Raw genomic sequence first — 16038 nt, 5'->3', positions numbered from 1 at the left:
GCAAGGACGAGGATAAGATCTGGGCATTGACGCTGGCGGAGCTGAAGGACCTGAAGCTCGTCGTGCCCGAGACGAAGGATGCCGAAATCGATCTTGCCGTCGCAGCCTTCGAACCGGCGACGGGCGAACTGGCAGCGCCCATCAAGACCTTGACAGTTGCGCTATCGGACGTCGTGGTCCAGCCCGCTTCGGCGCCGCCACCCAGCCAGGCCCCAACACTGAACGCATCCGGCAAGACGGGTCACCCCGCGCCGATCCCGCAGCCCGACAGCATGATGATGGCAGCGCTGCAATCATCCGAACTCTCCGCCCCCAGGCTGCTGGTCACCGAGGCTGATGCGCAGCTGAAGAACGGCGACGTGCTGAAGGCGCGCCTCACCTATGAGAAGGCATGGACCGGCGGCTCTCCGGACGGCGCATTCGGCATGGCGAGAAGCTACGATCCCGTGGTTCTCGGCAGCCTTGCGATCAGGAACGACAATCCGGACAAGCATAAGGCAATTGAGTGGTATGAGCGCGCAGCCGGTGCAGGCCATGCCGGCGCGGCCGATGCCATCGTGCGGCTCCGGCTGAAGCGATGACTGAGTTCCGCCAGCGCAAGGCTTCGGCAGCAGGAATGCCGTGTGAGGCTAACAGGCGTGGCCGCAGAGCGTGCCCTCGTCAGCTCGACGGCTTGCCGAGGAGTGCTGCCTCGAGCTTGCGGTCACGGCCGTAAACATCCGGACGGAATTCGATGCTGCCGCCATCGCCCTCGAATGCGGTGGCGTAGATCATGTGAACGGGGATGCGGTCAGGAAGGCCGACGCGCGTGGTCTTGCCGCTTGCGAAGGCTGCGTCGATCTTCTCCCGCGACCAGCCGGCGATCTCCCCCACCAGGCGGTAGGTGAGGTCCATCGGGCGCGAAAGCCTGATGCAGCCATGGCTGAAGGCGCGCGCGGTGGCAAGGAACTTGTCCTTCGATGGCGTATCGTGGAGGTAGATATTGTGCGGATTGGGCAACATGAACTTCACCTTGCCCAGCGCATTCTTCGGCCCAGGCTTCTGGCGGAAGGTAAAGGGAAAGCTGCCCGGTCCATAGGCGCCCCAGTTGATGCCGCCCCAGGTGGTGAGCTTGCCGTCCCTGAAGACCTCGAAATCCGAGGAATACGCCATGGGATTGCGCCTGAGTTTCGGCAGCATTTCCTTCGTGGCGATGGAATATGGCACCGTCCAGGTCGGGTTGATTTCCACATACTCAAGTTCTTCGGAGAACTCCGGCGTCTGGGTGGCGACCGCACCCACTACCACATCCATCCGGTCCACCACACCGTCGTCCTCGATCTCGGTGAGCTCGAAACCGGCGAGGTTCACCATGAAATGGTGCGGGCCCATGTCTTCAGGCATCCAGCGCCAGCGCTCCATGTTGAGCATGATCTGGCGGGCGCGGTCAGCTGGGGGAACGTTCAGCGCCATGATCGTCTGCTTGCCGATGAGGCCCTTCGCCTCCAGCCCATGACGCATCTGGAAGCTTCTGACGGCCAGCGAGGTTTCAGGATCATAGACCTCCCCGCCGCCGCCGCCCGGATGATCGCCTGTCATCGTCAGGATCTCGCGGATTGCGGGTATGCGCGGATCGCTGTCGTTGGGTTCGATATTGCCGCCGGTGGGGATCGAGGGCCAATTCATCGTTTCGGAGACTGCGCGGTAAACCGCAAGCATGCGCTTCAACGCCTGGTAATGCGGGTTTTGCGACTCGAAGCGCGACAAGAAGGCACTTGGGTCGCTTTCCTTCTTAAGGTCCGTCAGCACCCGGAGCACATCAATGGTTTTGCGGTTGCGGAACAGGCGCTTGTCCACCTTTTGCGGCGTCAGGCGCCCGATCTTCAGGTCCGCAGCATAGGCCACGAAGAAGGCGGAAAAGTACAACTCCGCAACAGCGGCGGTTTCAGGATCAAACTCCTCGATCGTGTCGCGCATCTCCATCAGCGCGTCGATCGGATAGTCACCGGGGTTCAGCCCGTCATCCTCGGCATCGGCGAGGCGCTGGAGGAAGGGCGTCATGCGCCCGGTGCCAACCCAGTAGACCGGGCCCTTGTCACGGATGTAGTGCTGAACCAGGGCGGGGCGGATGCGCTCCAGCGGAAGCGGCAGCCGCTCCGGATCCTCCAGTATGGCGGTGATCACGTTGGCGACGTCTTCCGGATCCTGCACCTTTGCCGTGGTCTGGGCATGGCCGGGCAGCGCCGGAACCACCCAGAGCACAACTGCCAGCAGGAATGTCGTCACCGTCCGCATGTCGCATTACCCCGTTTCGACTCAGCCGTCATGATAGCGGCATGCGCAGCCGCTTGTCCTCAAACGTTCAACAGCAGGTATTCGCGCTCCCATGAACTGATGACGCGCCTGTAGTTCTGCATCTCTTCGTACTTCACGTCGTTGTAGGCCTCGCAGAACTTCTCGCCCAGAACCTGCTTCAACGCCTTGGTATAGTTCAGCTTGTCCAGGCTTTCATCAAGGCTGATCGGAAGCGTGTGGGCGTAGCGGTAGGCCGACCCCTCAACCGGATCCGACGGCTTGGTGCGCTCCATCATGCCGAGATAGCCGCAGGCGAGCGAGGCCGCAAAGGCCAGATACGGGTTGGCGTCTGCCCCTGGCACGCGGTTCTCGACGCGCGTGTTGCTCGCATCGGAAGACGGCACCCGGAGGGATACGGTGCGGTTGTCGACCGCCCAGTGGACGTTGGTGGGCGCATCCGAATCAGGCACCAGCCGCCGGTAGGAGTTGACGTTCGGCGCAAACAGGGAGAGCGCCGCGGCCAGATAGCGCTGCAGCCCGCCGATATGGCTGAGGAACAGCTTCGACTGGGTGCCATCCTTGCTGGCGAAGATGTTTTTGCCGGTCTTCGCGTCCATCACCGACTGGTGAATATGCATGGAGGAGCCCGGTTCGTTCTCATGCGGCTTTGCCATGAAGGTGGCGTACATGTCATGCTTCAGCGCCGCCTGCCGCACCGTGCGCTTGAACAGGAACACCTGGTCGGCGAGTTCCAGCGGATCGCCATGATTGAAGTTGATCTCGAGCTGGGCCGGGCCGCTTTCATGGCTTAATGTATCGACGTCGAGTTCCTGCGCCTCGCAGAAGTCGTAGATGTCCTCGACGATGGGGTCGAAGTCGTTGGCGGCGTCGATCCCATAGGCCTGGCCACCCGGCTCCTTGCGGCCCGAGCGCCCGACGGCGGCATCGAGCGGATAGTCGGGATCGAGGTTTTTCTTCACCAGGTAGAACTCGAGCTCCGGCGCCACAACCGGCCGCCAGCCTTTCTCCTTGTAGGCCTGCAGCACGCGCTTCAGCACGTGCCGGGGGGAGATCTCCACGGGCTCGTCGTTGAGGTGAAATGCATCGCAGATCACCTGCGCCGTCGGCTCCACATACCACGGGACGAAGCGGATCGTATCCGCGTCAGGCTTCATGTAGATGTCGATCGCGCTGTCGCTCACGGCGCGCGTGTCCTGGACGTAGCGGCCGTTGATGGTCAGCGTGAACACCTCCTCAGGTATGCGCAGGCCACGCGAGCGGATGCCGGACAAAAACTTTTTCGGAGGAAGGATCTTGCCGCGCGCCGTGCCGTTCATATCGGCAACAAGGCACTCGACCTCGCTGATCTTGCGATCGTGCATCCATTCCTCAAATTTCGACTGGGTCATGATATTCCAAGGTATTGTTGAAACATCCGCAATGTAGCCCGGAAGCTTGACCAAACAAAAGGGGGGCCGCTAAAGCTTTCTGATCATGCCGAAATCGATCCATTCGCCGTCCTATTATCAGGCTACCGCCAATTCTTCTCCCAGATATCCGCTTCTTGAGGGCGACGTCTCCGCAGATGTTTGCATCATAGGCGCCGGATACACCGGCCTTTCCGCTGCGATCGAACTGGCGGAGGCAGGCTACAAGGTCGTGGTGGTGGAGGCCGAGACCGTCGGGCATGGCGCATCCGGCCGCAATGGTGGCCAGATTTGCACGGGCTTTTCTTCCGGGCAGGAGAAAATCGCCGCACAGCTCGGCAAGGAAGACGCCCGCCGCTGCTTCGCGCTCGCGGAGGAAGCCAAGGTGCTGCTGAAGGAGCGGATTACGCGATACGGCATCGACTGCAACCTGCGCTGGGGATACCTCCACGTGCTGCCCAAGCCGAACCGCGTTGACAGTCTCAAGGAATGGAAGGCGGAATGGGACGAACTCGGCTATGCCGACACCGAAATCATCAGCAAGGCTGAGCTTGAGGAAAAGCTCGGGACCAGGGCCTATCACGGCGCCCTGCGCGAGGGTGGCGCCGGTCACTTCCACCCATTGAACTACTGCCTTGGCCTCGCCCGCGCCGCAGCCTCCGCAGGTGCTGCGATCCATGAAGGCTCGCGCGCTGTCGAGGTGGACACGGGTGAAAAGCCGTTCGTTCGCACCGCCCGGGGAAGGGTCAACGCGAAATTCGTGATCATCGCCTGCAACGCCTATCTCGGCCGTCTGGTGCCGAAGCTTTACGGGAAGGTGATGCCGGTGACGAGTTACATCATCGCCACCGAACCCCTCGGTGAGGATCGCGCCCGCTCCTTCATCCGCGATGGCGAGGCGGTAGCCGACACCAACTTCATCGTCGACTATTTCCGCATCACCTCCGACACGCGGATGCTGTTCGGCGGGCGCGCGAGCTATACGACGCTCGAGCCTTCCGATCTCGGTGCCTACATGAAGCCGCGCATGACCAAGATCTTTCCGCAGCTTGCCGGCGCGAGGATCGACTTCGCCTGGGGTGGATTCATCGCCATTACCTATAACCGCATTCCGGACTGCGGGCGCCTCAGCCCCACCGCCTATTATGCCCATGGCTATTCAGGCCAGGGCGTGGCGCTCGCCGGTCTCTATGGCAAGCTCATGGCCGAGGCGATCCGCGGCACGGCAGAACGCTTCGACCTGCTGTCCAGGGTGCGGCACCTGCCCTTCCCCGGCGGGCCGGTGCGGGTACCGATGCTGGCGTCCGCCATGCTGTTCTACCGGCTGAAGGACGCACTGAGCTAAAGGGGCTCAGTCCTTCAGGGGTACGGCGCGGGCGCCCTTCTGCCAGGCCTTCAGGCAAAGATATTCCATGACCAGCGATGAGGCCGCCAGCGAGGTAATGTCCGCGTGGTCATAGGGCGGTGACACCTCCACAAGGTCCATCGCAACGAAATCGAGCGCCGTGAGCCGCCGGATGATGGAGGCCGCCTGGTGATAGGTCAATCCGCCGGGAATGGGCGTTCCCGTTCCGGGCGCAGCCGACGGATCGAGGCAGTCGATATCGAACGTCAGATACGCCTTGTTTGCGCCGACGGTCTCCGTGATGATGCCGGCGATATCCTTGGCCGAACTCTCGTGCACCTCGTCGGCATAGACGAGGCGGAAACCATAGGTGCGCTCGCCCGTGAACACTGTCCGCAGGCCGACCTGCACGGAGGTTTTGGGATCGATCAGGCCCTCACGCACCGCATAGCCGAACATGGTGCCGTGATCGATGCGGCCACCGTCATCGGGCTCGACGTCGCGGTGGGCGTCGAAATGGACGAGCGACAGCGGCCCGTGCTTTTTCGTATGGGCCTTCAGCAATGGATAAGTGACGTAGTGGTCGCCGCCGAGCGAGATCATCTCAGCGCCTGACGAAATAATCTCCGTTGCGTGGTCCTCGAGCCGCTGCGGGAAATCCTCCTTGCGGCCCCAGTCGAAGAAACAATCGCCGTAATCGACGACGGCGAGTGTATCGAACGGATCGAAGTTCCAGGGCCAGAACGGGCCCCAGGCATTCTCCGCTGACGCCTTGCGGATGCCTTCCGGCCCCAAGCGCGTGCCGGACCGGTGCGAGACCGCCTGGTCGAAAGGAATGCCCGTCACCGCGATGTCGACACCGCTCAGGTCGCGGCTGTACTTGCGGCGCATGAAGGACAGTGCGCCGGCATAGGTCGGCTCCCACTGCGTTCCCTTCAGCTGCTCGCGGCGAAAGGCATTGTCACCCGGAAGCGGGCCCTTGGAATTCATCTCGAGGGACATTCTTCTACTCCGACAGAACGATCGAATCTTCGGGCGCCCAGTGCACCCAGACGGGCTGTCCGCGCTCGACGCCCGCACCACCGCGGCGGGTCTCGTTCTGGACATTGACTGACAGCATCAGCCCGTCCGCCGCCTCGACAACCACATGGCTGGAGTCGCCGTAATAGGCAACGTCGCGCACCTTGCCGTGAATGCGGATCGCCGCGGCGGGTTCGGAGAGGGCGATCTTGAGCTTCTCAGGCCGGATGGCGATGGCGACCTGCGCGCCCACCAGCGTGTCGCTGGCGAGTTCCATCCGGCCAAGGCCCTTCGCCTCGCAATCGACCTTGCGGCCGATCTGGCGATGAACGCGCGCGTCAATCAGGTTCACCTTGCCGATGAAGTCCGCAACGAAACGGCTCCGCGGGTGCTCGTAGAGTTCGGCCGGCGTCGCCACCTGCTGCACCGAGCCCCGGTCCATGACAGCGATGCGGCTTGCCATGGAGAGCGCCTCATCCTGGTCATGCGTGACGATGATGAAGGTGATGCCGACGGTCTCCTGCAGCCTGGTCAGCTCGAGGCGCATGTCGTCACGCAGCTTCGCGTCAAGGGCGGAGAGCGGCTCATCGAGGAGCAGCACCTTGGGCCGCTTGACGAGGGCGCGCGCCAGCGCCACGCGCTGACGCTGGCCGCCCGACATCTGGTCCGGCTTGCGCGCGGCGAGTGCTGTGAGCTTCACCATCTCCAGCGCCTCGCCCACCCGGCGCCTGATCTCGTCCGAGGGCACGCCCGTGACCTTGAGGCCGTAAGCGATGTTCTGCTCCACCGTCATGTGGGGAAACACCGCATAGGACTGGAAAACCATGTTGGTGGGCCGCTTGTTCGGTGGCGTGAAGGCCATGTCCTCGCCACCGATGATGATCTGGCCGGAACTCGGCATCTCGAGGCCCGAAATCATGCGGAGCAGCGTGGTCTTGCCGCAACCCGAAGGGCCAAGCAGGGCAAAGAACTCATTCTGCGCGATGTCGAGCGAGACATTGTCCACGGCGGTGACGCCGCCTGGAAAGGCCTTGGTGACGTTGCGGATGGAAACGATCGCGTCGGACATCTGTTAGCCCTTGTCCGCCTTGGACGGCGCCTGGAGTTTCATTGCGATGACGGTGGCAACCACCGTGATGACGATCAGAACGGTCGATGCGGCGTTGATCTCCGGCGAGACCCCGCGGCGGACCAGCGAATAGACCTTGACCGGAAACGTGACCGTTTCCGGCCCCGAGGTGAAGAAGGTGATGACGAAGTCGTCAAGCGACAGGGTGAAGGCGAGAAGCGCACCCGCGATCAGGCCCGGCTTCATATATGGCACGATGATCGACCAGAAGGTCTGCCACTCGCTCGCCCCCAGATCCTTCGAAGCTTCCTCGAGCTGCCGGTTGAAACCGACAAGCCGCGAGCGCACGACCACCGCGACGAAGGGGAAGCAGAATGTCACATGAGCGATGATGATGTTCCCAAGGTTCAGGGGCCACGGCATGTCGACGAAGAAGGCCATCATGCCGGAGTTGACGAAGAAGAGCAGCAACGCCACCGCCATGCAGATTTCCGGGATCACGATGGGCAGCGCGATGAAACCCTCATATCCGGCCTTGAACGGAAACCGGAAGCGCCAGAGCATCAGCGCCACAAGCGCCCCCAGTATGGTGGCAATGACAGTGGCGATGAGGGCGATCACCAGCGAATTGGTGAGCGCCTCGATCAACGATTCGTTGTTCCAGGCCTTCACGTAATTGTCGAGCGTGAAGCCGCGCCACACGATGCCGCGCTTGTCGGTGTTGAACGAGAAGGCGATGAGCGTCACGATGGGCGCGTAGAGCACGAAGAAGATCGCCGCAAACAGCACCTTGAGCCAGGTGCGGCTGCCGTAGTCCAGCGGGCCTTGCGCCCGCTTGAAACCGAATCCGGCCTTCATACGCCATCCCCCTTGCTGCGCAGCGTGAACAGATACCGCAGCGCCAGCGCGCCGAAGGTTGCATACATCAGCAGGAAGGAGAGCGCCGCACCGAATGGCCAGTCGTTGGCGGCCTTGAATTGCCGCTCGATGACGTTGCCGATCATGATCGCATTGGCGCCGCCAAGCAGATCAGGTGTCAGGAATGTGCCGAGGCACGGTATGAAGACGAGAATGATGCCGGTGACGATGCCCGGCATGGTGAGCGGTACAGTGACCTTCAGGAAGGTCTGGAACTGCGAGGCGCCAAGATCGAGGCTGGCCTCGAGGAAGGATTTGTCGAGCCGCTCGATCGTGGCGTAGAGCGGCAGCACCATGAAGGGCATGTAGACATAGACGAGGCCGAAAATGACGGCGAAGTCGTTGTACAGCATCTCGTAGGGGCCCAGTCCCACCACGCCCAGCACCTTGTTGACGTAACCCTGGGTGCGGAACACCGCAATCAGCGCATAGGTGCGGATCAGCAGGTTGATCCAGAACGGCAGGATGACGAGCAGGAGCAGCAGCGGCTTCCACCGGTCCGGCGCAAAACAGATGCCGAAGGCGATCGGATAGGCGAACAGCAGGCAGAAGGCCGTGGCAAGCGCCGAGATCCACACGGACTTCCACATGATGCTGAGGTAGAGGGGATCGAAGGCGCGCAGATAGTTCGTGATGCCCGTCAGGTAGTCATACTCGTTGATCGACACCTGGCCGTCGATGACGGCCTTGTCGCTGAACGACATGATGAACAGGAAGCCGAGGGGGATGATGAAGAAGGCCAGTAGCCAGATCGACGGCGCTGCGCCCAGTGTCCAGAATACCCGCGGGTTCCGTTTCCAGTTCTCCAAGATGCCGCTACTCCCCCCTGTAGGAGGACGTTAGCCCAGCCCTGCCGCCCGCGGCAACCCCGCGGCTACAATTTCGCGAGGGCCCGGTCGAGGGCCGCAACAGCAAGGTCGGCGTGATCGCGGCTGAAGACGATCGGTGGACGGATCTTGAGGACATTGCCGAGCTTTCCCTCCCCGCCCACGAGCACGCCTTCGTCCCGCAGCAGGTTCAGGACACGGATGATCTCGGCCGGGGCCGGTGCCTTGGTCTTGCGGTCACGCACCAGCTCGACCCCGGTCGCAAGGCCAATCCCGCGCACGTCGCCGATCAAGGCATGTCTCGCCGCCAGGCGGTTCAACCCGTCACGGAGATAGGCACCGACGGCCAGCGCGTTCTCAACCAGCCCCTCGTCCCGGATCACGTCGAGCACGGCCAAACCGGCGGCGCACGCCACATTGTTTCCGCCAAAAGTCGAGAAAAACGGCCCGGCCTTGAGAAAGTGGGACAGGATTTCGGGGCGCGTGATGACGGCACCCACCGGATGGCCGTTACCGGCCGGCTTGCCGATCGTTATGAAGTCCGGATGGACGCCGTGGTGGCGGTGTCCCCAGAACGCAGTTCCCATGCGGCCAAAGCCGGACTGCACCTCATCGGCGATGAAAAGACCACCCGCAGCCCTTACGCGCGCCGCTACGCCCCGGAGATAGCCCGTTGGCGCATCGAGAATGCCGTTGGTCATGAAGGCCGAGTCGATCATCACCGCAGCAACGCCATGACCTTCGGCATCGAGCTCGGCGATTGGCTCTGCAGCGAGTTCGGCATAGCGCGCTCCGGGCTCGGCAACATCGCCGCCCAGCACGCCGCGGTACAGGCAGGGTGCGGGCAGAAGGCGGATGTGCGGCGCGCGCCAGTGATCAGGCGCATTGGATGGAGAGAAGGCATCGATGGATTCGCTTACCCCATGATAGGCGAAGTCCATCGCCAGGCCGCCGCTCTTGCCTGTGAACGCCTTGGCCATGCGCCAGGCAAGGTCGTTCGCCTCACTGCCGGAGTTGACGAACACCACCGCTGTCAGCCCCTCCGGCGACAGCGCCACAAGGCGTTCGGCATATTCAATGGACTGGTCGGTGATGTATCGGGTGTTGGTGTTCAGCGTCTTGGCCTGGCGGGCAATCGCCTCTGTCACGTAGGGATGACAGTGACCCACATGCGGCACGTTGTTGTAGCAATCGAGGAAGCGGCGTCCGCTGGAATTCTCGAGCCACACGCCCTCGCCCTTCACCATGTGCAGTGGCGGATCATAGAACACGTAGAGCTTTTCGCCCATGACCTGCCGGCGGCGCGAGAGCGCCTCCTCCACCAGCTTCGGGTGAGGATCCGGATTTGCCGGGAAGGCCGCCGCCCGCCGGAGAAGGCCCTTCAGCCGATCATGCCCGATTGAGCGGAGTTGCCTAATCATCGGCATGCTGCGGCTGTTGAAGGAGGAGAAGTAGCCCTGAGACTGGATTCCATTCGCCGACTTGAGCGCATCGATGAGTGGCGTCATCAAGAGGCGGACCTCGATCAGGTCGATCAGGCAGGACGCCTCCTCCTCCTCGAGCGGCGAGAGGCTGCGGTAGCCACGCACCATGTCGAAGAGCGTCTCCTCAGGATCCTGCGCGGGGTTCAGGAAATCGCCAGCGGCATTGGCAAGATCGAGAACGAGAGGTCCGTGCACCATGTCACCGAAGTCGATGATGCCGCTCACAAAGCCGGTACGATCGGCAAGCGCATTGAAGGGATGGACGTCGCCATGGATGATCTGGCTGCGCATGCGCCGCAGCAAGGGCGTGGTGAACTCCGCGTGACGCTCCAGTATCTCGCGTGCGAGGCCGCGGTCGGCTTCGGGCAGATTCTCGACCTGCGGTGCAAGCTGCATCACGCGGCGCGTATCCCACGCAAGATCGCGCTCGGCCGGCGCACCACTGACGAACCCCCGGAGCGCCAAACCCAGACGGGCGAGCAGGCGGCCAAGGTCGTACAGGGCCGCGCGCGACAGCGCTGCCTCCCCCAGCACGCTGCCTTCGAGCCAGGACAGCACCATCACCGGGTATTGGGTGCCCTCGTGGACCATGCACCCCAAAAGGTCAGACTCCAGCGTGCGCTTGAGGCGCGGCACGGGCAGGCCAGGATCGGCAAGAGCGATGTGCTCGAGCGCTTCCGCCTGGCAGCGCAGGATCTCGTCGCCCTCTGCCGGGTGGCAGAGCTTGAATACCACGCTGCTGCCATCGGCCAGCAAAATGCGGAAGTTCTGATCGCGCTCGCCCTCCAGGCGGGTCCAGGTGCCGGAAAGGCCGTAGGCCACGTCCGCGAAGCTGGCGAGCGCAGGTAGGGCAACTTCGGGCGGTCGGAAAGTATTGAGCATGCGATCAAGACTAGAGCATGATCCGCAAAAGTGGAAACCACTTTTGCGACAAGATCATGCTCAAGCAGTTGATCTTGCGCGAGTTCTTTTCGACCAGGTGATTCCACCTGGTCGGAACGCGCGCTAGCCGCAAAAGGAAGAACGCAAAAGTGGTTTGCACTTCTGCGTTCCCAGATCGTCAGCTTCGGATTTGAGCTCCGGCTCAGGCCGCCTGAATGCGCGTCCAGATCTCGTCGCGGACCTTGGTCGCCTCCTCGCCGAGATAGAGGGCGGGCTCGCACTTGGCGACGACGTCGGCGGGCGGGAAGATCACCGGGTTGTTCTTGTAGGAGTCGGCCGCAAGGTCCCGCGCCGCCTTGTTGGCGGTGGCATAGAGGATCGTCTCGGCAATCTCCCGGCCGGCTTCTGCATCGAGGACGAAGTTGATGAAGGCATGCGCGTTCCCGGGGTGGGGTGCGCCCTTCGGGATGGCGAGAACGTCCTGCCACAAGAGCGAGCCTTCCTTCGGCACGACATAGGCAACGTCATCGTCTTCCGTGATGATCTGCTTGATGTCTCCGTTCCATTCCTGGCAGACCTTCACCTCGCCGGAGGCGAGCAGGTCCTGGCCGTTGTCGTCCGCGAAGACCTTGATGTTCTTCTTCTGGCGGATGAGCATCTCCTCAACCTGCTTGAGCTCGTCCGCCTTGGTCGAGTTCCAGGAGAAGCCGAGATACTTCAGGGCGGCGCCCAGCACGTTCGACTGGTCGCCGAGCAGTGCGATGGAACCAGCGAACTCATCGGAGTCCAGCAGCACCTTCCAGCTGTCCGGCGGGGTGGCCATTTCCGACTTGCGGTAGCCGATACCCAGCGTTCCCCACATGTAGGGCATGGAGAACTTGCGGCCAGGATCGAACTGCGCCTCACGGAACGCCGGGTCGACATTCGCCATGTTCGGAATCTTCGCGTGGTCGAGCGGGATGACCATGTCTGCCACGATCATCCGTTCCAGCATGTCGTTGGTCGGAACGATCACGTCATAGCCGGGATTGCCGCCCTTGAGCTTGGCGAAGAGCTCGTCATTGTCGGCATAGAGATCCATCTTGACCTCGATGCCGCTGGCCTCATTGAAGTTCGACAGCGTGTTCTCGCCGATATAGGTGTCCCAGTTGTAGAAGTTGAGCTTCTTCTCTTCAGCCGAGAGCGAATGGCGCGGCAGGAATGCAAGGCCAACCGCGAAAGCACTGCCCTTGAGAACGGCGCGGCGGCTGGGATGGAAACGCGGACGGTAGGTCGACATCTCGTTTAACCTCGTGGGGATGACTGCACCGAATTCTTCTCCGCCCGGTACGGCAGCGGCTCAAATTGGCGGGGATTTAGAGCGATCCCCGCCATCAGGCAAACTGAAATTCTCTTAACGTCTCGCAACTTTCAAGCGGTTTCTGCCGCGCATTCGGACCGCACGGCGGCGTGGGTGGCATCCAGCGCCGCCCGGGCCAGCTGGACGAGGTGGTCGATCTCCTTGCGGGTGATCACCAGCGGCGGCGCCAGCACCATCGTGTCCCAGCAGGCGCGCATGATGAGCCCCTGGGCGAAGCTGTTGTCGCGGCACATCGTTCCAACCCGGCCCGGGCTGGCGAAGCGGGCGCGGGTGGCCTTGTCCCTCGTGAGTTCAATGGCGCCGATGAGCCCCAGCGAGCGTGTCTCGCCCACAATCGGGTGATCGCGGAGGGAGGCAAGTGCTTCGGCGAAATAGGGGCCCAGCTCGCGGGCGCGCTCGACCAGCTTCTCCTGCTCGATGATCTCGATGTTGCGAAGCGCCACGGCCGCCGCCACGGGGTGGCCCGCATAGGTCATGCCGTGATAGAATTCGCCGCCGAGTTCGAAGAAATCCTTGATCAGGTGATCGGCAAAGGCCACCGCGCCGATCGGCAGGTAGCCGGATGACAGGCCCTTGGCCATCGGCACGATGTCGGGCTCAAACCCCAAGCTCTGGAAGCCCCACCAGTTGCCGGTGCGGCCGAAGCCGCAGATGACCTCGTCGGAGATGATCAGCACGCCGTACTTGCGGCAGATGCGCTGAACTTCGGGCCAGTAGGTGGAGGGCGGGATCAGCACGCCGCCGGCCCCCTGAATCGGCTCGCCGATGAAGGCGGCGACATTGTCAGGCCCCACTTCGAGGATCTTCTTCTCGACGGCGGCCGCCGCCTCGAGGCCGAATTCCTCCGGCGTCTTGTCGCCGCCGAAATCGAACCAGTGAGGCTGCTGCACGTGGTGGAAGCCGGGGAACTCGGTTCCGACCTGATCATGCATGCCCTGGAAACCGCCGAGATTGGCCGCCACCATGGTGGAACCGTGGTAGCCACGGGTGCGCGCGATGAAGTGCTGGCGGTAAGGCTTGCCCTTGAGCTTCCAGTAGTGGCGCACGAAGCGCACGATGGTGTCGTTGGATTCCGATCCCGAATTGGTGAAGAAGATGTGCTTGAAGCGCTCCGGCATCACGGAGGAGATCTTGGTGGCAAGCTCCGTTGTCGGCACCGTCGTCGTCTTGAAGAAGGTGTTGTAGTAGGGAAGGTCAAGCATCTGCTTGTAGGCGGCCTCGGCCAGTTCCTTGCGGCCATAGCCCACGTTCACGCACCACAGGCCCGACATGCCGTCGAGCAGCTTGTTGCCCTTTCCGTCCCAGATCCAGATGCCGTCAGCCTGCGTCATCACGCGGGGGCCGCCTTCGGCATGGAAGGACTTGTGGTCGGTAAACGGGTGGAAATGATGCGCGATATCGTTCTTGACGATTTCGGCGATGTCGATGTTCTTGTTGAGGACGTTCATGGGGATCTCTCCAGACTGGATACGGGACACGACCCCTCTCTGAAGGGGTGGCGCAGGCAACGAGGCAGGGAAGATGCTTTAAGGCTTGAAGCCGATGCGCGCACAGTGAAGCATCACTTCATCATATGCGGTTTTTGACCAGACAGGCAAAATTGCCCCGGATATGGTTGCGTGGAAACACATGCATTTCGTATGGCATTTTCACGCTGTTTCCGCAAGAAAGCTGATGCGGAACATCTTTGCACCAGCAAGACCGTTTTTTGTGCAGGCAAAGCCCGCGTGGCATGTTTTTCTTGCCCTGCCGCAAAACTTGTCACCATACTGCGTCGCAATACAGGCGGCAGATGACGATCTTCAACGAAATGGAAGGCAGTACGGGCGCAACGCGCGAGCCCTATGCCCGGATCGAGGACTGGCTCAAGACACTGAGCCGCAGCGACGTGGACCGTGCCCTGCGCGAGGCAGAGGCGATCTTCCGCCGCCAGGGCATCACCTTCGCGGTCTATGGCGACAACCAGGCCTCCGAACGCCTCATCCCCTTCGACATCATCCCCCGCGTTTTTGCCGCCGCCGAATGGCGCAAGCTCTCCGCCGGCATCGAGCAGCGGGTGCGGGCGCTGAACGCCTTTATCCACGATCTCTATCACCGGCAGGAAATCCTGCGGGCGGGCCGCATCCCGCATGAGTTCATCATCCAGAATGAGGCTTTTGTGCCGGAGATGGTGGGCGTGATGCCGTCGCGCGGCATCTATGCCCACATCATCGGCATCGACATCGTGCGCGTGGCGGAGAACGAGTTCTACGTTCTGGAAGACAATTGCCGCACGCCCTCGGGCGTGTCCTACATGCTCGAGGACCGGGAGGCGATGATGTATCTCTTCCCCGATCTCTTCGCCCAGCAGCGCGTGGCGCCGGTTGAAAACTACCCCGCCATGCTCCGCAAGACGCTGGAAAGCGTAGCGCCACCCGCCTGCAAGGATGAGCCGACGGTGGTGATCCTCACCCCCGGAATCCACAACTCCGCCTTTTTCGAGCATGCCTTTCTGGCGGATGAAATGGGCGTCGAACTCTGCGAGGGCGGCGACCTTTTCGTGGAAGACGGTTACCTCTACATGCGCACCACACAGGAGCCGAAGCGGGTGGACGTCGTCTACCGCCGCATCGACGATGCCTATCTCGACCCCCTCACCTTCCGCCATGACTCGAGCATCGGCGTTCCAGGGCTTTTCGATCTCTACCGCGCGGGCCGTGTCACGCTGGTCAATGCGCCAGGCACCGGCATTGCCGATGACAAGTCGATCTATACCTACATCCCCGAGGTCATCGAATTCTACACCGGCGAGAAGCCGCTGCTGAAGAACGTGCCCACCTGGCGCTGCAGCGACCCCAAGCAACTTTCCTATGTATTGGACCATCTGCCTGAACTGGTGGTGAAGGAAGTGCATGGCTCCGGCGGTTACGGCATGCTCGTCGGACCCACCTCCTCCAAGAAGGAGATCGAGGCGTTCCGCGCCAGGCTCAAGGCCAGGCCGAAGAACTACATCGCGCAGCCCACGCTAGCGCTCTCCACCGTGCCGACCTTCACCAATTCCGGCGTGGCGCCGCGCCATGTGGACTTGAGGCCTTTCGTGCTCTCGGGCGACAAGGTGCGGGTGACGCCCGGCGGGCTCACGCGCGTGGCCCTCAAGAAGGGCTCTCTGGTGGTCAACTCCAGCCAGGGCGGCGGCACCAAGGACACCTGGGTTCTGGAGGACTGATGCTCGGACGCACCGCCGCCTCCCTCTACTGGATGTCCCGCTACATGGAGCGCGCGGAGAACATGGCGCGCCTGCTCGAGGTTGGCTACCGCATCTCGCTCATGCCCGGCGCCGTCGAGGGCCACCGCGACGAATGGCGCTCGACGCTGCAATCCTGCGCCTGTGACATCGCCTATTCGAAAAAGCATGCCGAGATCACCAGCGCCAAGGTGATCCAGTTCCTGATC

Annotated in this window: 13 protein-coding genes; 4 read left to right on the top strand and 9 right to left on the bottom strand. The window is 62.3% G+C overall.

Features of this window, described 5'->3' with window-relative positions; translation table 11 throughout:
* Positions 1–581 (top strand): hypothetical protein (locus ACILRA_RS08950; RefSeq protein WP_395661758.1); only part of this gene is annotated, 581 nt, incomplete at its 5' end.
* Between the two features lie 79 nt (positions 582–660).
* On the opposite strand, the gene ACILRA_RS08945 is transcribed toward ACILRA_RS08950, so the two are convergent.
* Both ACILRA_RS08945 and ACILRA_RS08940 read right to left on the bottom strand, forming a co-directional pair.
* The gene (locus ACILRA_RS08945; RefSeq protein ID WP_395661757.1) at positions 661–2274 is read right to left on the bottom strand and encodes a murein L,D-transpeptidase; all 1614 of its coding nucleotides are present in this window, start codon (positions 2272–2274) and stop codon (positions 661–663) included.
* 59 nt (positions 2275–2333) lie between these two features.
* Entirely contained in the window at positions 2334–3683 is a 1350-nt protein-coding gene (locus tag ACILRA_RS08940; RefSeq protein WP_395661756.1) for a glutamine synthetase family protein, read from the bottom strand.
* An 85-nt stretch (positions 3684–3768) separates the two neighbouring features.
* On the opposite strand from ACILRA_RS08940, the gene ACILRA_RS08935 reads away from it, so the two are divergent.
* Positions 3769–5046 carry an NAD(P)/FAD-dependent oxidoreductase gene (locus ACILRA_RS08935; protein WP_395661755.1) on the top strand — a complete coding sequence of 426 codons (1278 nt, stop codon included), beginning with the start codon at positions 3769–3771 and terminating at the stop codon, positions 5044–5046.
* 6 nt (positions 5047–5052) lie between these two features.
* On the opposite strand, the gene speB is transcribed toward ACILRA_RS08935, so the two are convergent.
* The 7 genes from speB to ACILRA_RS08900 form a co-directional block, all read right to left on the bottom strand.
* Positions 5053–6048 carry an agmatinase gene (speB, locus tag ACILRA_RS08930; RefSeq protein WP_395661754.1) on the bottom strand — a complete coding sequence of 332 codons (996 nt, stop codon included), beginning with the start codon at positions 6046–6048 and terminating at the stop codon, positions 5053–5055.
* Positions 6049–6052: 4 nt separating this feature from the next.
* Complete coding sequence (locus tag ACILRA_RS08925; RefSeq protein ID WP_395661753.1) at positions 6053–7135, bottom strand: ABC transporter ATP-binding protein; 1083 nt, start codon at positions 7133–7135, stop codon at positions 6053–6055.
* Positions 7136–7138: 3 nt separating this feature from the next.
* A complete protein-coding gene (locus ACILRA_RS08920) occupies positions 7139–7993 on the bottom strand; it encodes an ABC transporter permease (protein ID WP_395661752.1) in 855 nt (284 codons plus the stop codon).
* The gene (locus ACILRA_RS08915) at positions 7990–8862 is read right to left on the bottom strand and encodes an ABC transporter permease (protein ID WP_395661751.1); all 873 of its coding nucleotides are present in this window, start codon (positions 8860–8862) and stop codon (positions 7990–7992) included. The genes ACILRA_RS08920 and ACILRA_RS08915 overlap by 4 nt, the downstream gene beginning before the upstream one ends.
* A 65-nt stretch (positions 8863–8927) precedes the next feature.
* Entirely contained in the window at positions 8928–11246 is a 2319-nt protein-coding gene (locus ACILRA_RS08910; RefSeq protein WP_395661750.1) for an aminotransferase class III-fold pyridoxal phosphate-dependent enzyme, read from the bottom strand.
* Between the two features lie 202 nt (positions 11247–11448).
* A complete protein-coding gene (locus ACILRA_RS08905) occupies positions 11449–12525 on the bottom strand; it encodes a PotD/PotF family extracellular solute-binding protein (RefSeq protein WP_395661749.1) in 1077 nt (358 codons plus the stop codon).
* A 131-nt stretch (positions 12526–12656) separates the two neighbouring features.
* Positions 12657–14054: an aspartate aminotransferase family protein gene (locus ACILRA_RS08900; protein WP_395661748.1), complete on the bottom strand. Its 1398-nt coding sequence runs from the start codon at positions 14052–14054 to the stop codon at positions 12657–12659.
* Positions 14055–14398: 344 nt separating this feature from the next.
* Here ACILRA_RS08900 and ACILRA_RS08895 point away from each other — a divergent pair, with 344 nt between their 5' ends.
* Positions 14399–15811, top strand: coding sequence for a circularly permuted type 2 ATP-grasp protein (locus tag ACILRA_RS08895; RefSeq protein ID WP_395661747.1), 1413 nt, complete (start codon positions 14399–14401; stop codon positions 15809–15811).
* Positions 15811–16038 (top strand): alpha-E domain-containing protein (locus tag ACILRA_RS08890; protein ID WP_395661746.1); only part of this gene is annotated, 228 nt, incomplete at its 3' end. The genes ACILRA_RS08895 and ACILRA_RS08890, both read left to right, overlap by 1 nt.

Origin of the sequence: Aestuariivirga sp. (assembly GCF_044239095.1) — a bacterium.
Classification (GTDB): Bacteria; Pseudomonadota; Alphaproteobacteria; order Rhizobiales; family Aestuariivirgaceae; genus Aestuariivirga.
The sequence above is the reverse complement of the archived record's forward strand: the minus strand, read 5'-3'. Positions and strand labels throughout refer to the sequence as shown.